Source organism: Rhizobium sp. RHZ02, assembly GCF_014851575.1.
In the GTDB taxonomy this organism is placed as follows: domain Bacteria; phylum Pseudomonadota; class Alphaproteobacteria; order Rhizobiales; family Rhizobiaceae; genus Rhizobium; species Rhizobium altiplani.
Window position 1 is genome coordinate 98,089 of sequence record NZ_JACUZX010000017.1, and the last position, 22,647, is coordinate 120,735.

The following is a 22,647-nucleotide window of genomic DNA, read 5'->3' on the forward strand; positions in this document are numbered from 1 at the left end:
CCGGCGGCGGCATGTTCCTGCAAATTGAGTTGTACATCTGGAAAGATCTATAAAACAAGTTCCGCTGACGCACGCTCGTGCTATTGCTTTGTGGCGGCGACGAATCTAACAGTCGAAGCACCTCAGGATTTGGGACCTCTGGCAAATGACGAGAATTGGCATCCGCACCATCGCAAACATGACCCGTATCGCGCTCATCGGCGCCGCCGCGGCCATGGCGCTTGCCGGATGCATGCAGACGCCCGAGGAAAAGGCCGCCTTCGCGGCAAGGCAAGCGGCCCCGACGCCCGTTGTCATGAGCGCGACAAAGGGTGAAGAGCCGACCGAGAGCGGCCTGTCTCATTACAAGGACGGCTATCCGGGATTCGGGGCACCGCTCACGGCCGCAAACGTTCAGATGAGCGACGACGAGGCTGGCGGGGTTCAGAAGCAATTGACGGCGCTTGCCGCCCAGCGCAAGGCCGGCACGATCTCGGAAGCCGAGTACCAGCGTCGCGTCGCGGAATTTCGCAAGCTAGCGGCCGAGCACGGCGCCGAAACGCTCTCAGAAATCGCCAATTAGGCCTTGCCTTCGCTGCAATTTGGAAGCAAAGCCTTCCATCTGTGGCGGAAGATGAATTTTTCCCGATAATGCACGGCCTGCGCGGCTTTCCGTCAAAGAAATGCCGTGCGACGCAAGTCTGATGAATACGGCGTTGGTGATTCTGAAGTTCGTATCGCGAACAGCCGGGAATTTAGGACGAACTTCGAGCGCGGCCGCGGTGGCCGCATTTCCGTGGGGAAAGAAATGGAAGAGTTTCACAAAGTCCGGCGTTTGCCGCCTTACGTTTTCGAACAGGTCAACCGTTTGAAAGCAAGCGCGCGAGCGGGCGGGGCCGATATCATCGATCTCGGCATGGGAAACCCTGACCTTCCGACCCCGAAGGCGATCGTCGACAAGCTCTGCGAAGTCGTCCAGGACCCGCGCACGCATCGTTATTCGTCCTCCAAGGGCATTCCCGGCCTTCGCCGGGCGCAGGCTGCCTATTATGCGCGCCGCTTTGGCGTGAAGCTCAATCCTGACACGCAGGTCGTCGCGACGCTGGGCTCCAAGGAAGGCTTCGCCAACATGGCGCAGGCAATCACCGCACCGGGCGACGTCATCCTCTGCCCGAACCCGACCTATCCGATTCACGCCTTCGGCTTCCTGATGGCCGGTGGCGTCATCCGCTCGATGTCGGTCGAGCCGGACGAGAGCTTCTTCCCGCCGCTGGAACGCGCCGTTCGCCATTCGATTCCGAAGCCGCTGGCGCTGATCCTCAACTATCCGTCCAACCCGACGGCTTTTGTGGCGACGCTGGACTTCTACAAGGACGTCATCGCGTTCGCGAAGAAGCACGATATCATCGTCTTATCCGACCTTGCCTATTCGGAAATCTACTTCGAGGGTGAGCCGCCTCCGTCGGTTCTCGAGGTTCCGGGTGCGATGGATGTGACGGTCGAGTTCACCTCGATGTCGAAGACCTTCTCGATGCCCGGCTGGCGCATGGGCTTTGCCGTCGGCAACGAGCGTCTGATCGCCGCGCTCACACGCGTCAAATCCTACCTCGACTACGGCGCGTTCACGCCGATCCAGGTAGCGGCAACGCACGCGCTGAACGGCGACGGCTCTGATATCGCGGAAGTCCGCAACGTCTACAAGCGCCGCCGCGACGTCATGGTCGATACTTTCGGCAAGGCCGGCTTTGAAGTGCCGCCGCCGGCAGCGACGATGTTTGCCTGGGCCAAGATCCCGGAAAAGTTCCGTCACCTCGGTTCTCTGGAATTCTCCAAGCTGCTCGTCGAGAAAGCCGACGTGGCTGTCGCGCCAGGCATCGGTTTCGGCGAAATGGGCGACGACTACGTGCGCCTGGCGCTCGTCGAGAACGAGCACCGCATTCGTCAGGCAGCCCGCAACATCAAGAAGTTCATGTCGACGGCAGACGAGACGATGCACAACGTCATCTCGCTCAACGCACATCGCTGATATAATCCCTCAACGGCAGCCGCTTCCGGCGGCTGCCCTTCATGACACATTTCAGGATCGATCCATGGCAGATGCCCTCAAAATCGGCATTGCGGGCTTAGGTACCGTTGGTGCTTCGCTTGTCCGTATCATTCAGCAGCGCAGCAACGAGCTGGCCGCAACGTGCGGACGCCCGATCCTGATTACGGGTGTTTCCGCCCGCGACAAGACCAAGGACCGCGGCATCGACGTCGGCGGCATCGAGTGGTTCGACCGGCCGGAAGATCTGGCGGAGAAGGGCGACATCGACGTTTTCGTCGAACTCATGGGCGGCGTCGGTGGATCGGCAAACAGCTCCGTACGCGCTGCTCTACAGCGCGGTCTCCATGTGGTGACAGCAAACAAGGCGCTGCTTGCCTACCACGGCGTCGAACTGGCGACGATCGCGGAAGAGAAGGGCGCGTTGCTGAACTTCGAAGCAGCGGTTGCCGGCGGCATTCCCGTCATCAAGGCGCTGCGCGAATCGCTGACGGGCAATACGATCTCCCGCATCTACGGGATCATGAACGGCACCTGCAATTACATCCTGACGAAGATGGAAAAGGAAGGCCTGTCCTTCGCCGACTGCCTGAAGGAGGCACAGCGCCTCGGCTATGCAGAAGCCGATCCCGCCTTCGACATCGAAGGCAACGACACCGCCCACAAGCTCTCGATTCTCACGACGCTCGCCTTCGGAAACCAGATCGCGGCCGACGATATCTATCTCGAAGGCATCACCAACATCTCGATCGAGGACATCCACGCTGCCGCCGATCTCGGCTACCGCATCAAGCTGCTCGGCGTTGCACAGCGGACCGATACCGGCATCGAACAGCGCGTCCATCCGACGATGGTGCCCGTCGATTCCGTGATTGCACAGGTCGACGGCGTGACCAATGCCGTGGCGATCGAGTCCGATGTTCTCGGTGAGTTGCTGATGGTCGGGCCCGGCGCCGGCGGCAATGCGACGGCTTCGTCTGTTCTCGGTGACATCGCGGACATCGCAAAAAGCCGACCTGGCGCCCAGCGCGTGCCCGTTCTCGGCCATCCCGCCAAATCGCTCGAGCCCTACCGCAAGGCGCAGATGCGAAGCCACGAAGGCGGATATTTCATTCGCCTGACCGTGCTCGACCGCACGGGCGTGTTTGCAAGCGTCGCGACCCACATGGCGGAAAACCATATTTCGCTGGAATCGATCGTCCAGCGCTCGAAGCAGCACCTTGCGCCGTCGCATCACCAGACGATCATCATGGTGACTCACGCGACAACAGAGGACTGCGTTCGCAAGGCGGTCGCCGCAATCAAGGGCGAGGGCTATCATGTGGGTGAACCGCAGGTGATCCGCATCGAGCGGCCGAAGGAAGACTGAGCCTCACCCGCTCCCAGAAGATCGATGTTGCCGAAGGTGCCGCGGTAGATCAGCCGCGCGCATCCACAGCTAACGTCGAGTGTCTCGTCCAAAACCGTTGTGCGGCCGGGCCAAGCCGCATAAAGCTGCCGATATCACTCCCGGTCCCGGGGTGGTGACAAGCGACGAGGGCAGCAGGCGATATGGAGATTCCGGCCGATCCGGTACAACGTGCGTTTCTGGGCGTGGAGAGGTCCGTACTGGACAACCGCTGGATATCGCGACTGGATCAGGCCGGCCAGAACCGGGCGCTTGCGATGTCTCAGGTGCACGGGCTGCCTGAACTTATCGCGCGCGTCCTCGCCGGACGCGGTGTCACCGTCGACGAGGCGCTGGAGTTTCTTGATCCGACGCTCCGCAACCTGATGCCGGACCCCTACACGCTGACGGATTGTGAGAAGGCGGCCAAGCGGCTCGCCGAGGCCATCCGCAACCAGGAGCAGGTCGCGATTTTCGGCGACTACGACGTCGACGGCGCGTCCTCGTCGGCGCTTATGTTCCGCTTTCTCAAGCACTTCGGCGTCAAAGCTGAGATCTATATTCCGGATCGAATTTTCGAGGGCTATGGGCCTAACGCTGCGGCAATCGGCAGTCTGATTGACAATGGCGCACGCCTGATCGTCACCGTCGATTGTGGGTCCACAAGTCACGATGCCCTCACCGAGGCAGCCAGGCGGAATATCGATGTGGTGGTGATCGATCACCACCAGGTGACACACGATCTGCCGCCGTGCCACGCGCTGGTCAATCCGAACCGGGAGGACGATCTCTCCGGGCAGGGACATCTCTGCGCGGCGGGTGTCGTGTTCCTCGTGCTCGTCGCGACGCTAAGGCTGTTGCGGGAAGCAGGAAACCCGCGCGTACGGTCGATCGACCTGCTGCAATGGCTCGATATCGTCGCGCTTGCGACCGTCTGTGATGTCGTGCCGCTGAAGGGTCTGAACCGTGCCTACGTCGTCAAGGGGCTGATCGCCGCTCGCCACCAGGGCAATGCGGGCCTGTCCGCTCTCTTTCGCAAGGCGGGTCTTGCTGGACCGGTGACGCCCTATCACTTCGGCTTCATGATTGGGCCGCGCATCAATGCCGGTGGGCGCATCGGCGACGCGGCACTCGGGAGCCGCCTGCTCACCCTGGACGACACGAGCGCGGCCGAGGCCATCGCCATGCAGCTGGATGAGCTCAACCGCGACAGGCAGGCTATGGAAGCGGCGATGCTGCTGGAAGCGGAGGCCGAGGCACTGGCGGAATATGGGGACGGCAAGGGCGCCTCGGTCATCGTCACTGCCCACGAAAAGTGGCACCCCGGGATCGTCGGCCTGATTGCCGCCCGTCTCAAGGAGCGCTTCAAGCGCCCGGCCTTTGCCATTGCTTTCGATCCATCCGGCAAAGGCACCGGCTCGGGTCGCTCCATCAACGGCTTCGACATGGGCAAGATGGTGCGCGCGGCTGTGGACGATGGCCTGCTGGTCAAGGGCGGCGGCCACGCGATGGCTGCCGGTCTCACCGTTGAGCGCGACAAGCTCGGCCGCTTGCGCAGCTTCTTTGCCGAGCGAGCCGAAAAGACGGTTGCCGCACTCGTCGCCAACGAGAAGCTGAAGATCGACGGCGCGATTGCCGCCAGCGGCGCGACGCTCGATCTGATCGACCGCCTCGAGACGGCCGGGCCTTACGGCTCGGGGCATTCACAGCCGCTCTTTGCTGTTCCCGCCCATCGGCTTCGCGATTCTCGTTTGGTTGGTGAGAAGCACGTGAAGGTGACGCTCGAAGCCATGGACGGCGCCCGCCTTGATGGGATCGCCTTCCGGGCCGCCGATACGCAGCTCGGCAACCTGCTGCTGAATTCGAGGGGCGCCAACCTCCATGTTGCAGGCTCGCTTAGCGCGGACCACTACCAGGGTGTACGACGCATCCAGCTACGCGTCCAGGACGCCGCTCCGGCGCGGTGAGTGCACATGGCTATCCAGTGAAGGCTCGCGACGCTATCCTCGCCTGTCGACCGGCCATTGGCGTCATCGGCCGCCGGACTCGCCGGACATTGATTGGCGACTATGCCGCGATTGCCGACTTTGGCCTGCATGTCGCAACGATCTGCGGCGATCCTGCTCCCGGCATACCGCTTGACGAGGTCGCCAAGATCGACGTGACGACATTTCTGTTCAAGCATACCGTTTTTTCGGGAAAGGCGACGTCAGTCATGGGTGATCCGTTGAACGCTGTCGCCTGGCTCGCTGCTGAGCTTGCAGCAAAGGGCCGCCAGCTCGAGCCGAACGACGTGGTCGCAACTGGTTCGTGCTCGAAAATTCTTCAGGTTTGGGCAGGCCAGCATCTCGCAGCCGACTTCGGTCCGCTTGGCCAAATCGAGTGCGTCTTTACCTGACGCTCATCGAGGGCTCGCGCCCGCGCTTAATGTGAAAAATCAGATCGAGCGCTATCTTCAGCGCATCACGCGGCTCGGGAGCACTCAGGGTCCACGCTACCAATGCATAGTTGATTTTCTGGGAGTGACTCTCCATCGCTGTTTTCAGCCCTTTGCAGACGGCGTGATCAGAGAAGTGTCGGTTCTGAGCATCAAATGCGTGTAGTCTTGCCCGCTTCCTCGATGCGCGCGACAGCCAAGAAGTAGGCTCGCGCAATGTGCCAGGGTCACGCAATAGCGATGCTTCGACGAGAGGTTCCTCTGCGTTGCGGAGCGCCGCTTCGCCGTAACGCCGCAGAAGATCAGCCGTCATTTTAGGTGACCCATGGGCTGCTCATTCTGCTGCTAGGTAGATGGCGGGGAGGGCTCGAACCATATGGTGTCCGAGCCCAAGCTATAGCAGGTGGCTGATTCCCAGACATTCGCTTTGCGAAAAGCAGCATATAATCCGCTTGCCCCCGAAACTCGAAATAATTATCGAATTTTCGCAAGCGGGTATCTAAACAACTGATTTTTAAAGGAAAACGATGGCACGCCCTAGGGGAGTCGAACCCCTCTTCCCAGAATGAAAATCTGGTGTCCTAACCGATAGACGAAGGGCGCTTCCTTCGTGGTGGCGCCCTTATAGTCAGGCACTTTGAATCCCGCAAGCGGCAAAACCAGAAAAAATCACAATGGCGCGATTTTTTCTCTCCCTTGAACCTCCGGCGCCTAGGAAAATCTGTCTATCTTTTTGATATTTCGCCGTTATTTCTATATTCACAAGCTCTTCTCAGCATGTGGAAAGTTTCAGGTGACGCGGCGGGCCATGGCCAAGCGCGCCGCACCTCGCCTCAGGCGCGCACCTCGAAGACCATGTTGAAGGGTGTTTCCGTGGCGCGGCGGAAATGCTTGAAGCCGGCATCGAGGGCGACCTTACGCAGCTTGGTTTCCCCGGCCTGCGCGCCGAGTCCGAGGCCGACCTCCTGAGAGAGCGACGCCGGCGTGCAGATCATCGTCGACGCGCCGTAGTAGACGCGGCCGACCGGATTGAGATTGTCCTTCAGGCAGTCGTGGGCGAAGGGCTCGACGACCATCCAGGTTCCATCGGCCGAGAGCGATTCCTTGACATGCTTGCCGGCACCGACCGGATCCCCCATGTCGTGGAGGCAGTCGAACATGGCGATGAGATCGTAGTTCCCCTCAGGAAAGCCGGCGGCGGGCGCCTGTTGGAATGTGACGCGATCTGAGACGCCGGCCTCCTTGGCGGCAGCCTTCGCCCGCTCGATCGACGGGGCGTGATAGTCGAAGCCAAAGAACGTCGAGGCAGGATAGGCCTTAGCCATCAGGATCGTCGAAGCGCCGTGGCCGCAGCCGACATCAGCGACCTTGGCGCCGGCTTTGAGGCGGGCGTCGACGCCCTGGAGCGCCGGAATCCACTCAGCAACCAGATTGTTGTTGTAGCCGGTCCGGAAGAAACGCTCCGTGCCGCGGAACAGGCAGGCGCTGTGTTCGTGCCATCCCACACCCTTGCCGGTCCGGAAGGCGTCAGCCACCTTCGGTTCGTCCGTCCACATGGCCTGCACGACCTGAAAGGCGCCAGCAAAGAAGGCTGGGCTGTCCTCCTCGGCAAAGACCATGGCCTGCTCTGGCGTCAGATGAAAGCGATCGCTCTTCTCGTCATAGCTGACGTAGTCGGCAGCTGCGAGGGCGGACAGCCACTCCCTGATATAACGTTCCTTGATACCTGTTTTTTTCGACAGTTCGGAAGAGTTGCGCGGCTTGCCGTCGGCCATGGCCTTGAACAGGCCGAGATCATCGCCCAGCACTACCAGCGCTCCGGAGACGGCCGCGCCAACATCGCCGATTAACCTGCCGACGAGTGCATCTACTTTCTGCATGTCAGGTTCGCGCATGTCTTCCTCCCTCGGAAGTGCAGGAAAAGCCAGCCCGGCCGGCACTATACCACCGTCGGCGTTTTGCCGCTAAGCAAACGCCTGCTGCATCGCGGGGATGTTATCCCGTCAGTGGAGCTCGACGGTTGCCCGGAACAAATCTAACGTACTGGTTGCGCCAATTGTCGCGTTGACAAGAAAATTGGCCAGCCTGATAGTTTGATTGCCCCTGGAGGCCTGGAGGAAAGATCATGATCAAGCAGTTGACTATTCTTGCATCCGTTTCCCTGCTCGGGGCGTTGGCGTTTGCTACGCCGTCCTCGGCGCTGACCATGAAGGAATGCAGCGCGAAGTATAAATCGGCCCAGGCTGACGGCTCTGCGAAGAACATGAAGTGGAACGATTTCCGCAAGGCGCAGTGCGGTCCGGATGCGACGGCCGAACCCGATGTCACCCTCAACAGTGGCGAAGAACCGGACAAGCCGACGATGACGGCGCCCAAGGGCGTGTCGTTCCCGACAGCAATTTCACCGAAATACGCCAAGGAAACGCCCGGAAAGGGCCGGATGCATACCTGCGTCGACGCCTACCATCAGAACAAGGATGCGAACACGCTCAATGGCCTGAAGTGGATCCAGAAGGGCGGCGGCTTCTACAGCCTCTGCAATGCCAAGCTGAAGACCTGATCGCTCTCAGGCTCGCCTCGGAAGGCCCCGTCATCGGGGCCTTTTGTTTGTGATGTTATGGCGCCGCGTGTGAACCGCCAGAAGTGCCCCGAAACGAAAAGGCCGCCGGAAAAATCCGACGGCCTTGAATTTGTTGTTCGCCAATCGACCTAGTGCAGGATCTGGCTGAGGAACAGCTTGGTGCGTTCGTGCTGCGGATTGTCGAAGAACTCGGCCGGCGAATTCTGCTCGACGATCTGCCCCTGGTCCATGAAGATGACGCGGTTGGCGACCTGACGCGCGAAGCCCATTTCGTGCGTCACGCAGAGCATCGTCATGCCTTCTTCCGCAAGCCCGACCATGGTCTCCAGAACTTCCTTGATCATTTCAGGGTCGAGCGCCGAGGTCGGTTCATCGAAGAGCATGATCTTCGGGTTCATGCAGAGCGAGCGGGCGATTGCCACACGCTGCTGCTGACCGCCCGAGAGCTGGCCCGGATACTTGTTGGCCTGTTCCGGGATCTTGACGCGCTTCAGGAAGTGCATGGCGACTTCTTCCGCCTGCTTCTTCGGCATCTTGCGCACCCAGATCGGCGCCAGCGTGCAGTTTTCCAGGATCGTCAGGTGCGGGAATAGGTTGAAGTGCTGGAAGACCATGCCGACTTCGCGGCGCACTTCGTCGATCTTCTTGAGGTCGTTGGTGAGTTCGACGCCATCGACGATGATCTGGCCCTTCTGGTGTTCTTCCAGACGGTTGATGCAGCGGATCATCGTCGACTTGCCCGAGCCCGACGGGCCGGCGATGACGATGCGCTCGCCACGCATAACTTTCAGATTGATGTCGCGCAGAACGTGAAAATCACCGTACCACTTGTTCATGCCGATGATGTCGACGGCAACGTCGGTTGCCGAAACGGTCATCTTCTTTGGTTGAGCCTCAGCCATGTGTTCGTTCCCTTATCTTTTATCGTTTGTGGCCGGTATCGAGATAGCGTTCCATGAAGCCTGAATAGCGCGACATGCCGAAGCAGAACAGCCAAAAGACGAAGCCAGCGAAAATCAGGCCTGTCAAGGGTGTCACCGCGCTCGCCCAGTTGGCGTCCGTGAAGTTGAAACGGACGATACCGAGCAGGTCGAACATGCCGATGATCGACACCAGCGATGTGTCCTTGAACATGCCGATGAATGTATTGACGATGCCCGGGATGACCAGCTTGATCGCCTGCGGCAGGATGATCAGCCGCATTTTCTGCCAGTAGCCGAGCCCGAGCGAGTCGGCCCCTTCGGACTGGCCCTTCGGGATCGCCTGCAGGCCGCCACGGATAACCTCGGCCATGTAGGCGGAGGCGAAGATCGCCACACCGATCAAGGCGCGGAGCAGCTTGTCGATCGTAAAGCCTGTGGGCAGGAACAGCGGAAGCAACACGCTCGCCATGAACAGCACGGTGATCAGCGGTATGCCGCGAATGATCTCGATGAAGCCGACGCAGACCATCTTGATGACAGGCATCTTCGAGCGGCGTCCGAGTGCCAGGATGATGCCGAATGGCAGCGACACGGCGATGCCGACGAAGGAGAGCACCAACGTCACCATCAGGCCGCCCCAGAGCGGCGTATCCACCATTTCGAGCCCGAAGCCGCCATAAAGCAGCCAGAAGGCAAGAAGCGGCAAGACGGCAAACAGCAGAATGGCGTTGGTGCGCTTGAATGGTGCCTTGGGGATCAGCATAGGCACGAGCAGCAGCACAAACAGGATCCCGACGATTGTCGGACGCCAGCGTTCGTCGAGTGGATATCGACCGAAGACGAACTGGTCGAACTTCGCATTGACGAACGCCCAGCAGGCGCCGCTCCAGCCGTCGGGTTGCGTGCCGCCCTGAACGGTGGTTGCACAGAAGGTGCGGTCCGTTCCGGTCCAGACGGCCTGGATGAATAGCCAGTTGATGACGTGCGGCAATGCCCATGCGAGCAAGGCAACGGCCAGAGCCGTCAGGACGACGTCTTTCGGCGTAGCCAGCAGGTTCTTGCGGATCCAGGCCAGAGGCCCGCTTTCGCTACGCGGCGCGGGTTCGGCATCGATGAAATTCGTTCGGACGAACGCTTGGTTGGATGTCGACATCTTATCTCTCCACCAAGGCCATCTTGGCGTTGAACCAGTTCATGAACAGCGATGTGAGGATGCTGATGGCGAGATAGACGACCGCCCAGATGAACACGACTTCAATGGCCTGTCCGGTCTGGTTCAGGATCGTACCGCCGACGGCGACGAGATCCGAAAAGCCAATGGCGATCGCGAGCGACGAGTTCTTCGTCAGATTCAGGTACTGGCTGGTGAGTGGCGGAATGATGATGCGCAAAGCCTGCGGAACCACCACGAGGCGCGTGATACTTGATGGATGCAGGCCCAGTGCGCCGGCGGCCTCGGACTGGCCCTTCGGCACACCGCGAATGCCGGCGCGGACGATTTCGGCAATAAATGCCGCCGTATAGAAGGACAGTGCCAGGAACAACGACATGAATTCCGGGCCGATGACGGAGCCGCCGGTGAGATTGAACTTGCCAGCAACTGGCACATCGAACGAAAGCGGCAGGCCGGACAGCAGGAACACCAGACCGGGCAGGCCGACAATCAGCCCGATGGAAGCCCAGATCGTGTGGAATTGCTTACCGGTTGCGGCCTGACGTCTATGCGCCCAGCGCGCGATTATTGCGGCTGCCACGATACCAACCAGAAATGCCACGCCAACCGCCCACATGCCTTCACCGAAGATCGGCTTCGGGAAGGCGAGCCCGCGATTGTTGAGAAACATGTTCAGTGGCAGGTGCAGCGACTCTCGCGCGCCTGGCAGAACAGCGAGAACGCCCTGATACCAGAAGAAGATGACGAGCAGCGGCGGGATGTTGCGAAATACCTCGACATACACCGTGCAGAGCTTGGCGATCAGCCAGTTGTGCGACAGGCGCCCGATGCCGACGACGAAGCCAATGATCGTGGCCGTAATGATGCCGGTGACCGCGACGAGGATTGTATTCAAAAATCCGACCACAAGGGCTCGGCGATACGTCGCATCGCTCGAATATTCGATCAGCGACTGGCCGATGTCGAAGCCGGCGCGCCCGCTCAGAAACCCGAAGCCGGAGGCCGTGCCGGCGCGGGCGAGGTTTTGAGCCGTGTTATGGGCAATCCACCACACGAAGCCGACGATGAGCGCGACGGTCAGAACTTGGAAGAAAATGCCCCGAATCCTCGGGTCGTAAGCCACCGACCGGAAACTCCAGCCAGTGCTTTGCACATGTGACGTGTGCATAGCCTCTTGCGTCATGCCGAGTCTTATCCCCTATGAGCCCGTTTTCGGGCTTTTCTCTTTATATAGGGAAGGCGGCTGACCGCCTTCCCTAGTCTTGACCAGCCGCTTAGCGGACCGGCGGAGCGTACTGGATGCCGCCCTTGTTCCACAGCGCGTTCAGACCACGCTCGATCTTGAGCGGGCTGCCTTTGCCGACGTTGCGCTCGAAGACTTCGCCGTAGTTTCCGACGCCCTTGATGATGTTATAAGCCCATTCATTGGTGAGCCCGAGGTCGGTGCCGATCTTGGTATCGGTTTCCGTGCCGAGGAAGCGCTTGATGTCAGGATTGGCCGAGTTCTTCATTTCATCGACGTTCGCCTGGGTGATGCCGAACTCTTCGGCATTGATGAGGGCATAGGCCGTCCACGACACGATGTCGAACCACTGATCGTCACCCTGACGAACGGCCGGGGCGAGCGGCTCCTTCGAGATGATTTCCGGAAGGATCATGTGCTCGTCTGGGTTCTTCAGCGTCAGACGCAGCGAGTAGAGGCCGGACTGGTCAGTCGTGTAGACGTCGCAGCGACCAGCGTCATAGGCCGCGTTGACCTCTTCAAGCTTCTCGAAAACGACCGGATTGTACTGGAGGTTGTTGGACTTGAAATAGTCGGCAAGGTTCAGTTCCGTCGTCGTGCCGGACTGGACGCAGATGGCCGCACCGGACAGCTCAAGTGCCGACTTCACGTTCAGGCTCTTGCGGACCATGAAGCCTTGGCCGTCGTAGTAGGTGATCGGGCGGAAGTTGAAGCCTTGCGCGGTGTCGCGGTTGATCGTCCAGGTGGTGTTACGCGACAGAAGGTCGACTTCGCCCGACTTCAGCGCCGGGAAACGGTCCTTGGCCGACAGCGGCGTGTACTTCACCTTGGCCGGGTCGCCGAAGACAGCCGAAGCAACTGCCTTGCAGAAGTCGACGTCGAAGCCGGCCCAGTTGCCGGAAGCGTCAGGTTGCGCGAAACCGAGAAGGCCGGTGTTGACGCCGCACTGAATGAAACCCTTTGCCTTCACGTCTTCGAGCGTGGTGGCAGAAGCTGCAGAAGCGCCAACTCCGAAAACTGCTGCGCCGATGGCGACCGACAGAAGCTTAATCTTCATTTTTCCCAACCTTTTCCTTTGTCTTATCTTTCTGTGGGAGCGCTCGCGAAGCAGGCAAACCTCCCAGATGACCCGACACCCTCCCGGCGCGAGTTGGTGCTATCACAGTCGCAAATGTCACTATGGTCAAGTGTCGCGATGAAAGATTGCGTGATATTTCGGCAATTCACTAATTGAGGCGCATAAAATGCGCAGATGGCTATCGAAATGGCAGCATCTTGCCAAAAAAACCGCGCAAAACCGATGATATATCTGAGGAATTTGCATGGCAGGGATGCTGTGCGAGTCCGGGCTACGGGGTTGACCGATCGTTTTACGCGGTCCAAGAGTTTGGCTGCATCCCACCGCCAAAGGCATTTCCGATATGATAGATAAAGAAGGCCTGCTTCAGAACGCCGGCATCAACACGCGCCTTTCCCACCTCGGCAACGATCCGGCCGAATACCACGGTTTCGTCAATCCGCCCGTTGTCCATGCCTCCACGGTCCTCTTTCCAAATGCGAGGACGATGGAGACACGTGGACAGAAGTATACGTATGCAACGCGCGGTACCCCGACGACGGATGCGCTTTGCGAGGCGATCGATGCGCTGGAAGGGTCCGCTGGGACTATCCTCGTGCCCTCGGGCCTTGCAGCTGTTACCGTCCCGTTCCTGGCGTTCCTGTCGGCCGGTGACCATGCGTTGATCGTCGATTCGGTCTATGGACCGACCCGTCATTTCTGCGACACGATGCTGAAGCGTCTCGGTGTAGAAGTAGACTATTACGATCCGCTGGTCGGTGCGGGCATCGAAGCACTGATCAAGCCGAACACCAAGCTCGTTCATACGGAAGCGCCTGGCTCGAATACCTTCGAAATGCAGGACATTCCGGCGATTGCCGCGGTCGCCCACAAGCAGGGGGCCGTGGTAACGATGGATAACACCTGGGCGACGCCTGTTTATTTCAGGCCGCTCGACTTCGGTGTCGATGTCTCGATTCACGCCGCCACCAAATACCCGTCCGGGCACTCGGACATCCTGATGGGAACAGTCTCGGCAAACGCCAATTACTGGCCGCAGCTGCACGAAGCGAACATTACGCTCGGCATTTGCGGAGCGCCTGACGACGCCTATCAGATCCTGCGTGGATTGCGGACCATGGGCGTGCGCCTGGAGCGACACTATGAAAGTGCGCTCACGATCGCCAAATGGCTGGAGGGCAGGGAGGACGTCGCCAAGGTGCTGCATCCGGCGCTGCCGAGCTTCCCATCGCACGAATTGTGGAAGCGCGATTTCAAGGGCGCGAGCGGCATCTTCTCTTTCGTGCTTGCCGTGGACGCGCCGGAAAAATTCAAGGCCAAGGCGCACGCCTTCCTCGACGCGCTGCAAATCTTCGGCCTGGGTTGGTCATGGGGTGGGTTCGAGAGCCTCGCGCTTCACGTCAACCTGAGCGATCGCCGTATCTGCAAGGCGCCCGCCGAGGGGCCGGTCATCCGTCTGCAGATCGGGCTTGAGGATGTCGTCGATATCAAGGCCGATATCGAGCGCGGTTTCGCCGCGGCAAAAGCCGTCTGATCAAGTGCCGGCGCGGTAGCCGTAAATCCAGTCGAGATCCGCCGCGAGACTTTGCGGCGGCCGCAGCGCCAGAACGATGTCCCGGCCGATGCGCATCGGTCCGCGGGCGTGATAGGCAAACTGGTTGAATGCACCGCGCTGGCGCAGCCGCGCAATCCGCGGCGTGCGATGCGCTTCGAACAACCGCAGGGCTTCGGCGACGGGATGCGACGGGGCGAACAGCGCAAGCTCATAAGCGTCTTCGATTGCCATTGCGGCACCCTGCGCCGCGAAAGGCATCATTGCGTGTGCGGCGTCGCCGATGAGGACGCAGTTGTGGCCGTCGTGCCAACGCCCGTTCGTCGTTTCGTACAAGGGCCAGAAGGTGACGTCGCCTGTCTTGGCGAATAGTTCGACGATCGCAGGATGCCACCGAGAAAAACGCGACAGCAGTTGCTGACGCTGGGCATCCGTCGGCTGGTTGGTCCAGTCGTGCGATGCGGCATTGCCGGCGGTGATCGCCACCATATTGAAACGGTTGGCTTCCCTGAGCGGATAACAGACGAGATGCGCTGAGGGACCAAGGATGGCAGAGACGCTCGTCCGTTCAAGAAAGGCGGGCGCATTTGCGGCGTCAACGGTGAAACGGTAGGCGATGTTGCCGGAGAACCGCGGCGAGGGGCTGCCTTCGATGCTTTCCCGAACCTGCGACCAGACGCCGTCGGCGCCAATCAGAAGGTCTGCTTGGCGGTCTGACAATGGCCGGCCCTTGATCTGCGCGCCTAGATGTATCTGGCAGAGCGGCTCGTTGGCGACGGCGTCGAGCAGGGTTTGCTGCAGCGTGGAGCGATGCAGGACGCCGTAGGGAGCACCCCAGCGGGCGCGTGCAAAGCTCCCGGCGGGAACGGCTGCCAGCCGGCGCAGTGAGGTTCCGGATATCAGCTGGATGGAGTCCGGCTCGAGCCAGGCGTCGGTCAGGCGCGCGAGTACTCCCAACTCGGCCAGAATGCGTGACGCATTGGGCGAAATCTGCAGACCGGCGCCGACCTCGGTCAGTTCCGGCGCCTGCTCGAAAATCTCGGAACTGATGCCGCGCCGTGCCAAAGCAAGTGCAGCTGTAAGGCCCGCTATGCCCGCGCCAACGATGGCGGCATGTTTAGCCGGCATAGGCTTTCCGATCTCGAAATGGGTGTCAGGCGGCCTTGACGTGGAAGACGCAGCCAGCCGGATTGGTCTGGGTTGCCTTCAGCGCACCATTGAAACGGTAGAGGGTCGAGCAGTAGGAGCAGACCTTCTCGTTCTCATCGCCCATGTCGATGAAGATGTGGGGATGATCGAACGGAACGGAGGCACCGGTGCACATGAACTCTTTCACGCCGACTTCGATAACGCGGTGTCCGCCGTCGTTCTGGAAGTGGGGAATGTTGTGGCCGGCCATGTCTGTCTCCGAATGCTTTGTAACGTGCGCGGACCTTATAGTCCTTCACCGCAAATGTGTAGAGCCAAAGAGCGCTCGGACGCACAGTTTTTGCACCTGCGAGGGTTTCAGTTCTCTGGCCTATAAAATATGGTCCGGCAAAAAGGACAGTCCGATGAACTTGAATACGCCCGCTTTTTCCAGCTTGACACATGATGGGCTGAAGCTTGCCTTCTTCGATGAAGGCGATCCGGGCGGCGCTCCCGTGCTGTTGATCCACGGTTTCGCTTCCAGCGCCAACGTCAACTGGGTTAATCCCGGCTGGCTGAAGACCCTGGGCGACGAGGGCTACCGAGTCATAGCTATCGACAACCGCGGACACGGTGCAAGCGACAAGCCAAGGGATGCCGAGGCCTATCGTCCCTGGCATATGGCAAGCGATGCGATTGCGCTCCTTGATCACCTTGGGATTCCGGAAGCCAACCTGATGGGCTACTCGATGGGAGCCCGCATTTCCGTTTTTGCGGCACTTGCCCACCCCGACCGGGTCCGCTCGCTGGTCCTCGGCGGTCTTGGGATCGGCATGACGGATGGTGTCGGCGATTGGGATCCGATTGCTGATGCCTTGCTGGCTCCGTCGCTCGACGATGTCTCTCATGATCGCGGACGCATGTTCCGGGCCTTCGCCGACCAGACGAAGAGTGACCGTGACGCACTCGCCGCCTGTATCAAGGGATCTCGCGACCTCGTGGCACGCTCCGACATGGCGAAAATCGAGGCGCCGACCTTGATCGGCGTTGGAACGAAGGACGACATTGCAGGTTCAGCCCAGGAACTGGCTGCGCTGATGCCGCATGCCCAGGCGCTTGATATTCCCGGCCGCGATCACATGCTGGCCGTCGGAGACCGCGTTTTTAAGAAGGCGGCGCTGGAGTTTTATGCCAAAGTCGCCGGATAGTGACTTGCCTCCATGCCGGTGCTGCGGGACAAAGGATTCCCCAAGTACCCATTTATGTTAACAGGTTTTTGCCCTATATAGAGCCGAGCCTACGCATACGAGGAGACCTTTCATGGTCGCAAAGACAGACATTCGCTCTCTTGAGACTGGCAATCCTCTCAAGGTGATGGATCCGATCTGGGACAGCCTGCGCGAGGAAGCGCGTGTTGCCGCGGAAAACGATCCGGTGCTGGCCGCATTTCTCTATTCGACCGTGCTGAATTATCGGTCGCTCGAAGAGTGCGTGATCTACCGCATCTGTGAACGTCTCGATCATCCGGACATGCAAGCGATCCTGCTGCGCCAGACCTTCGATCAGATGCTGGAGGATTGGCCGGAGTGGAGCGCGATCCTGCGGGTCGACATTCAGGCGATCTACGACCGCGACCCCGCATGCCTGCGTTTCATGGAAGCCGTGCTCTATTTCAAGGGATTCCACGCGCTGCAGACGCACCGCCTAGCGCATTGGTTGCTGAACCGCGGCCGCCGCGATCTGGCGCTCTATCTGCAGAGCAGATCCTCGAGCGTGTTCCAGACCGACATCAATCCCGCAGCGCGTATCGGCAGGGGCATTTTCCTTGACCATGCCACCGGGTTGGTCGTCGGCGAAACCGCTGTGATCGGCGACAACGTGTCGATCCTGCATGGTGTCACCCTTGGCGGCACCGGCAAGGAAGGCTCGGATCGGCATCCGAAGATCGGCAGCGGTGTCCTGATCGGCGCCGGCGCCAAGATTCTTGGCAACATCGAGGTTGGCTATTGTTCGCGCATTGCCGCTGGCTCTGTCGTGCTGAAGGCGGTACCGCCGAAGACGACTGTGGCGGGCGTGCCGGCCAAAGTGGTCGGAGAAGCCGGGTGTTCGGAACCGTCGCGAATAATGGATCAGGTGATCGGCGCGGATATCTGAGCCGCTTACCGTCTTAACAGTACGACATATCGGCGGGGATAGCGTTCGCGCGTCTGTCCCCGCGCCTTTACAGCGCCGTCTTTCCCATGCAAGAAGCGGCCAACCGAGACCGCTCAGGAGATGCAGTGTGAAGCCCGAAGAAATCAAGAAGCTCGACGCCTATTTCAAGCGCACGTTCAACCCGCAGGTGATCGTCAAGGCACGCCCGCGAAAGAACGATTCCGCGGAAGTCTATCTCGGCGAAGAATTTCTGGGTGTCGTCTATATCGATGACGAGGACGGCGACCGCTCCTATAATTTCTCGATGGCAATCCTCGACGTTGATCTTTGATTTGTGATTGACGGGCGGCCTCGCCGCCGGTCTGCCATGTCGCGCCCGCGAGCGGCTTGCTTCTCAAGGCAAGTCGCTTGATCGATCTGCAGCGCGGCTCAGGCCTTGATCCCGCAAACCTCCGATTGTTTCTTTTCGCAGGGCAATCTTTAGCGGAAAAATAGGCTGCCTTCTCTGGACCACTCCGTCGAATGCTCCATCTCCTCTTCTGAGCATGTGCTCTGGCGCTAAGGAGGGATGCTGAGAATGGGTATTTTCGACAAGATCAAGCACGCGATTTTTGGTGAAGCCGTGGCCGCTCCGGTCACACCGTCCGCGGCACCCACGCCACCGCCGACAGCAGCAGCGCCAAGCGCCGCGCCCGCAGCCCCATCGCAGCCGACTCCGGCCACCGCGTCGCCCGCCGCAGCTGCGATCGATATCGTGCCGCTGCTCGATGCCGCTGTGAAGAAGAGCGGACAGAAGCTGGATTGGCGCCGTTCGATCGTCGATCTTATGAAGGCTGTCGGTATGGACGCGAGCCTTGCGGAGCGCAAGGAACTTGCGGCAGAGCTTGGCTTTACCGGCGATCCGCACGACACCGCCACCATGAACATGTTCCTGCACAAGGCATTGATGAAACGGCTTGCCGAGAATGGCGGAAAAGTTCCGGCAGACCTCCTTGATTGACGGCTCAATGCTGGCGGCGCCGCACCGAAATTCTTCGAAAGCTCTTGGTTGCGGCGCTCCTGATATATTTTAGCAAAATCAACTATTGGAGAGGGTGTCGTTGTGTCTTGCCCGAAGAAAACAGGGTGAATGCAAGTGAAGGTTGTTTTGCAATGCACAATCGTGCTTGACTATTTGTGCGTTGCAGCTACGCTTCATCCTGCTTGCAAAGGCCAAGGAGGATGATGGTCATGTTGAATTTCGATGACGCCAACCGGAAGAGCAAGGAAGCCATGGATACCATGCTGAAAAGCTATTCGGACACAGCCAAGGGCTTCCAGGCGATTGCCGCTGAAGCCGTGGAGTATTCCAAGAAGTCCTTTCAGGACACGGTCACACATTTTGAAAGTCTTTCCGGAGCGCGCAGCTTTGAAGCTGCCTTCGAGTTGCAGACCAACTATGTGAAAAGCGCATACGAGAACTTCGTGAGCGAGGCGACCAAGCTCGGCGAAATGTATTCCGATCTCGCCAAAAGCGCTTACAAACCATACGAAGCGCCTGTTGCTGCAGCGACCGCGAAGGCGACGAAAGCAGCCACAGTTGTCACGCCCGCAGCGGCATAACGATAGGCGGCAATCGCCGCATAGCCCTTGAAAATCGAGGACCGGCTACGCATCTGCGGCCGGTCTTTTCTTTTTTCGCGACGTCCGTCATCTGCTTTCGCCAGTTTCTGTGTCTTTGCGTCGGCACCGGCCGAAATGTGATTGCAGTGTGAAACGAGGGGCTTAAAATCGCGCAAGGATGGACTAAGTTAGTAGTTCGAATATTCGGTGGGCAATCACGCCTCCCAGGCCCACCGGAATGATCGAGGAATGATAGAAAATGATCGCCAAGCCGATCCGGATGCAAAACGACAGCGAAAGGAACGGGGACAACGGAAATCGCGGAACCTCGGTCATCACGCGCACGAAGCCAAAGACCAAGAAGCCCAATCTCTACCGCGTGCTGCTCCTGAATGACGATTACACACCCATGGAATTTGTCATTCATATCCTCGAGCGTTTTTTTCAGAAGGATCGTGAAAGTGCCACTCGCATCATGCTCCACGTCCACAATCACGGCGTCGGTGAATGCGGGATATTTACATACGAGGTGGCGGAGACGAAGGTGAGCCAGGTGATGGACTTCGCCCGACAGCACCAGCATCCGCTGCAATGCGTCATGGAAAAGAAGTGAGGATCTGAACGTGCCAACATTTTCGCCTAGTCTTGAGAAGGCGCTCCATCAGGCACTGACCTTTGCCAACGAGCGGCATCATGAATATGCCACGCTCGAGCATCTGCTGCTCGCCCTGATCGACGATGCCGATGCGGCCGCGGTCATGGGTGCCTGCAATGTCGACCTCGACGCGCTGCGCAAAACGCTTGTTGAATATGTCGATAACGAACTTTCCAATTTGGTCACTGGCTATGACGAGGATTCCAAGCCGACATCAGGCTTCCAGCGTGTCATCCAGCGAGCGGTGATCCATGTGCAGTCTTCCGGTCGCGAAGAGGTTACGGGGGCAAACGTCCTTGTTGCCATTTTCGCCGAGCGCGAGAGCCATGCTGCCTACTTCCTGCAGGAGCAGGAAATGACCCGCTACGACGCCGTCAACTATATCTCGCACGGGATCGGCAAGCGGCCGGGCTCGTCCGAGTCCCGTCCGCCGCGTGGCGCGGACGACGGCGAGTCCGAGAGCAAGCCGGCTTCTCGCAACAGCGGTGATCAGGAGGAGGGCGGTCCGAAGAAACAGCAGGACGCCCTGAAGGCCTACTGCGTGAACCTCAACGAGAAAGCCAAAAGCGGCAAGATTGATCCGCTGATCGGCCGCCAGGCTGAAGTCAACCGCACCATCCAGGTTCTGTGCCGTCGCTCGAAGAATAACCCGCTCTACGTCGGTGATCCCGGCGTCGGCAAGACGGCGATTGCCGAAGGCCTTGCCAAGCGCATCGTCGAGGGCAAGGTGCCGGAAGCGCTTGCTGATGCCACCATCTTCTCGCTGGATATGGGCACGCTGCTGGCCGGCACACGCTATCGCGGCGATTTCGAGGAGCGCCTGAAGCAGGTCGTCAAGGAACTGGAAGAATATCCGGGCGCCGTGCTGTTCATCGACGAGATCCACACCGTCATCGGGGCGGGTGCGACGTCGGGCGGCGCGATGGATGCATCGAACCTGTTGAAGCCGGCTCTGTCCTCGGGCGCGATCCGCTGCATCGGTTCGACCACCTATAAGGAATACCGCCAGTTTTTCGAGAAGGACCGTGCCCTGGTTCGTCGTTTCCAGAAGATCGACGTCAATGAACCGTCGATCGACGATGCGATCGAGATCATGAAGGGCCTGAAGCCTTACTTCGAGGAATATCATCACCTGCGTTATTCGAACGAAGCGATCAAGACCGCCGTCGAGCTGTCCGCCCGTTACATTTCGGACCGCAAGCTGCCTGACAAGGCAATCGATGTGATCGATGAGACTGGTGCTGCTCAGATGCTGCTGCCGCCGTCCAAGCGCCGCAAGCTGATCACCGAGAAGGAGATCGAAGCGACGGTCGCGACGATGGCGCGCATCCCGCCGAAGACGGTGTCGAAGGACGACGAAGCCGTTCTTGCCAATCTCGAGCAGGAACTGCGCTCGGTCGTCTACGGCCAGGACAATGCGATCGAAGCGTTGTCGACGTCGATCAAGCTCGCCCGCGCGGGCCTGCGTGAACCGAACAAGCCGATTGGCTCCTACGTCTTTTCCGGCCCGACAGGCGTCGGCAAGACCGAGGTTGCAAAGCAGCTGGCGTCGTCTTTGGGTGTTGAGCTTCTGCGCTTCGACATGTCCGAGTACATGGAGCGGCACACGGTATCGCGCCTGCTCGGTGCACCTCCCGGCTATGTCGGCTTCGACCAGGGCGGTCTCCTGACCGATGGCGTTGACCAGCATCCGCATTGCGTTGTGCTGCTCGATGAGATCGAGAAGGCGCATCCCGACATCTACAACATCCTGTTGCAGGTGATGGACCACGGCGCGCTGACGGACCACAACGGCAAGAAGATCGACTTCCGCAACGTCATCCTGATCATGACGACCAACGCGGGCGCATCGGAGATGGCCAAGGCCGCGATTGGCTTCGGCTCGTCCAAGCGGACAGGCGAAGACGAAGAGGCGCTGACCCGCCTGTTCACGCCCGAGTTCCGCAACCGCCTCGACGCGATCATCCCGTTCGCGGCGCTGCCGACGGAAGTCATCTACAAGGTCGTGCAGAAGTTCATCATGCAGCTCGAAGCACAGCTTTCCGAACGGAACGTCACCTTCGATCTGCACAAGGACGCCATCGCCTGGCTGGCCGAGAAGGGTTACGACGACAAGATGGGTGCTCGCCCGCTTGCCCGCGTCATCCAGGACGTCATCAAGAAGCCGCTTGCCAACGAGATCCTCTTCGGCAAGCTGCGCAAGGGCGGCGTCGTCAACGTCACGGTCGGTCCGAAGGAAGATGGCAAGCCCGGCATCATCCTCGAAGCTGTGTCGGACAGCGCCCCGATCAAGCCGAAGCCGGAAGCCGAAGTCGTCCATTCCGAGGCCGATGATGAGGATGACGGTGAGTTGAAGACGAAGGCCCGCCCGAAAAAGGCAACGGCCAAGAAGGCGAAGGCAGCAGCCGAACCGGTAATCAAGAGCTTGCCCAAGAAGGGAAGTGCGGTTCCGAGGGTTCCGAAGAAGTAAACCTGAGCAAAAGGCGGCCGAAGGCCGCCTCAGACTGCTGACAAACCCGTCGATATTTTCGGCGGGTTTGTTTTTTGGACGTTGGTTGTTTTAGTTGGGTTCTGAGGCGGGGTGAAGTTGGCGGCCTCTGGCCCTCATGCCATGGCTGGTCTGGGTGGCTTGGTGAGCGCCATGGCGATCTTCTTGATGTTTTGGGCGGCTGCAGCCAGCAGGCACTGGCATGCGACGCGGGTGAGACTT

General features: G+C 59.8%; 22 protein-coding genes and 1 tRNA gene. 14 read left to right on the forward strand and 9 right to left on the reverse strand.

Annotated features, from left to right (window positions below; genetic code table 11):
• Positions 1-145: 145 nt before the first annotated feature.
• From IB244_RS21600 to IB244_RS21620, 5 genes are all read left to right on the forward strand, one after another.
• The gene (locus tag IB244_RS21600) at positions 146-562 is read left to right on the forward strand and encodes a hypothetical protein (RefSeq protein ID WP_018859949.1); all 417 of its coding nucleotides are present in this window, start codon (positions 146-148) and stop codon (positions 560-562) included.
• Between the two features lie 225 nt (positions 563-787).
• Entirely contained in the window at positions 788-2,005 is a 1,218-nt protein-coding gene (locus IB244_RS21605) for an LL-diaminopimelate aminotransferase (RefSeq protein ID WP_007532313.1), read from the forward strand.
• A 64-nt stretch (positions 2,006-2,069) separates the two neighbouring features.
• Positions 2,070-3,392, forward strand: coding sequence for a homoserine dehydrogenase (locus IB244_RS21610; protein ID WP_018859948.1), 1,323 nt, complete (start codon positions 2,070-2,072; stop codon positions 3,390-3,392).
• A 182-nt stretch (positions 3,393-3,574) separates the two neighbouring features.
• On the forward strand, positions 3,575-5,377 hold the full coding sequence (gene recJ, locus IB244_RS21615) for a single-stranded-DNA-specific exonuclease RecJ (RefSeq protein ID WP_169683363.1): 1,803 nt from the start codon (positions 3,575-3,577) through the stop codon (positions 5,375-5,377).
• Complete coding sequence (locus tag IB244_RS21620) at positions 5,374-5,808, forward strand: hypothetical protein (protein ID WP_192305525.1); 435 nt, start codon at positions 5,374-5,376, stop codon at positions 5,806-5,808. Before recJ ends, IB244_RS21620 begins: the two co-directional genes overlap by 4 nt.
• Here the strand turns inward: IB244_RS21620 and IB244_RS21625 are convergent.
• The 3 genes from IB244_RS21625 to IB244_RS21635 form a co-directional block, all read right to left on the reverse strand.
• On the reverse strand, positions 5,801-6,160 hold the full coding sequence (locus tag IB244_RS21625; RefSeq protein WP_156828822.1) for a hypothetical protein: 360 nt from the start codon (positions 6,158-6,160) through the stop codon (positions 5,801-5,803). The genes IB244_RS21620 and IB244_RS21625 overlap by 8 nt on opposite strands.
• A gap of 215 nt (positions 6,161-6,375) precedes the next feature.
• Positions 6,376-6,450: transfer RNA gene (locus IB244_RS21630), tRNA-Glu, on the reverse strand.
• A gap of 230 nt (positions 6,451-6,680) precedes the next feature.
• Positions 6,681-7,742 (reverse strand): class I SAM-dependent methyltransferase, encoded by a 1,062-nt coding sequence (locus tag IB244_RS21635; protein WP_018859944.1) that lies wholly within the window; start codon positions 7,740-7,742, stop codon positions 6,681-6,683.
• A 230-nt stretch (positions 7,743-7,972) separates the two neighbouring features.
• Here IB244_RS21635 and IB244_RS21640 point away from each other — a divergent pair, with 230 nt between their 5' ends.
• Positions 7,973-8,407: a hypothetical protein gene (locus IB244_RS21640; protein ID WP_018859943.1), complete on the forward strand. Its 435-nt coding sequence runs from the start codon at positions 7,973-7,975 to the stop codon at positions 8,405-8,407.
• A gap of 149 nt (positions 8,408-8,556) precedes the next feature.
• Here IB244_RS21640 and IB244_RS21645 read toward each other — a convergent pair whose 3' ends face one another.
• From IB244_RS21645 to IB244_RS21660, 4 genes are all read right to left on the reverse strand, one after another.
• Positions 8,557-9,330 (reverse strand): amino acid ABC transporter ATP-binding protein, encoded by a 774-nt coding sequence (locus IB244_RS21645; RefSeq protein ID WP_018859941.1) that lies wholly within the window; start codon positions 9,328-9,330, stop codon positions 8,557-8,559.
• Between the two features lie 19 nt (positions 9,331-9,349).
• Positions 9,350-10,504, reverse strand: coding sequence for an amino acid ABC transporter permease (locus tag IB244_RS21650; RefSeq protein WP_018859940.1), 1,155 nt, complete (start codon positions 10,502-10,504; stop codon positions 9,350-9,352).
• 1 nt (position 10,505) lies between these two features.
• The gene (locus tag IB244_RS21655; RefSeq protein WP_026372163.1) at positions 10,506-11,708 is read right to left on the reverse strand and encodes an amino acid ABC transporter permease; all 1,203 of its coding nucleotides are present in this window, start codon (positions 11,706-11,708) and stop codon (positions 10,506-10,508) included.
• Between the two features lie 91 nt (positions 11,709-11,799).
• Positions 11,800-12,825, reverse strand: coding sequence for an amino acid ABC transporter substrate-binding protein (locus tag IB244_RS21660; protein ID WP_018859938.1), 1,026 nt, complete (start codon positions 12,823-12,825; stop codon positions 11,800-11,802).
• Between the two features lie 364 nt (positions 12,826-13,189).
• Here IB244_RS21660 and IB244_RS21665 point away from each other — a divergent pair, with 364 nt between their 5' ends.
• Entirely contained in the window at positions 13,190-14,380 is a 1,191-nt protein-coding gene (locus tag IB244_RS21665; protein ID WP_026372162.1) for a cystathionine beta-lyase, read from the forward strand.
• On the opposite strand, the gene IB244_RS21670 is transcribed toward IB244_RS21665, so the two are convergent.
• Together IB244_RS21670 and IB244_RS21675 are read right to left on the reverse strand one after the other, a co-directional pair.
• The gene (locus IB244_RS21670; protein WP_192240722.1) at positions 14,381-15,526 is read right to left on the reverse strand and encodes an FAD-dependent monooxygenase; all 1,146 of its coding nucleotides are present in this window, start codon (positions 15,524-15,526) and stop codon (positions 14,381-14,383) included.
• Between the two features lie 25 nt (positions 15,527-15,551).
• Entirely contained in the window at positions 15,552-15,797 is a 246-nt protein-coding gene (locus IB244_RS21675; protein ID WP_018859934.1) for a zinc-finger domain-containing protein, read from the reverse strand.
• A gap of 154 nt (positions 15,798-15,951) precedes the next feature.
• On the opposite strand from IB244_RS21675, the gene IB244_RS21680 reads away from it, so the two are divergent.
• The 7 genes from IB244_RS21680 to clpA all read left to right on the forward strand — a co-directional run bounded on the left by IB244_RS21680 (position 15,952) and on the right by clpA (position 22,407).
• On the forward strand, positions 15,952-16,734 hold the full coding sequence (locus IB244_RS21680; protein ID WP_192240721.1) for an alpha/beta fold hydrolase: 783 nt from the start codon (positions 15,952-15,954) through the stop codon (positions 16,732-16,734).
• Between the two features lie 112 nt (positions 16,735-16,846).
• The gene (gene cysE, locus IB244_RS21685; protein WP_169683356.1) at positions 16,847-17,680 is read left to right on the forward strand and encodes a serine O-acetyltransferase; all 834 of its coding nucleotides are present in this window, start codon (positions 16,847-16,849) and stop codon (positions 17,678-17,680) included.
• Positions 17,681-17,807: 127 nt separating this feature from the next.
• Positions 17,808-18,011, forward strand: a complete 204-nt coding sequence (locus IB244_RS21690; protein ID WP_007532353.1) for a DUF3126 family protein — start codon at positions 17,808-17,810, stop codon at positions 18,009-18,011.
• Positions 18,012-18,257: 246 nt separating this feature from the next.
• Positions 18,258-18,680, forward strand: coding sequence for a DUF3597 domain-containing protein (locus tag IB244_RS21695; RefSeq protein ID WP_192240720.1), 423 nt, complete (start codon positions 18,258-18,260; stop codon positions 18,678-18,680).
• A gap of 230 nt (positions 18,681-18,910) precedes the next feature.
• Complete coding sequence (locus IB244_RS21700) at positions 18,911-19,282, forward strand: phasin family protein (RefSeq protein WP_026372161.1); 372 nt, start codon at positions 18,911-18,913, stop codon at positions 19,280-19,282.
• Between the two features lie 259 nt (positions 19,283-19,541).
• The gene (gene clpS / locus IB244_RS21705; RefSeq protein ID WP_008526939.1) at positions 19,542-19,895 is read left to right on the forward strand and encodes an ATP-dependent Clp protease adapter ClpS; all 354 of its coding nucleotides are present in this window, start codon (positions 19,542-19,544) and stop codon (positions 19,893-19,895) included.
• 10 nt (positions 19,896-19,905) lie between these two features.
• Positions 19,906-22,407 (forward strand): ATP-dependent Clp protease ATP-binding subunit ClpA, encoded by a 2,502-nt coding sequence (gene clpA, locus IB244_RS21710; RefSeq protein ID WP_192240719.1) that lies wholly within the window; start codon positions 19,906-19,908, stop codon positions 22,405-22,407.
• Positions 22,408-22,647 lie beyond the last annotated feature (240 nt).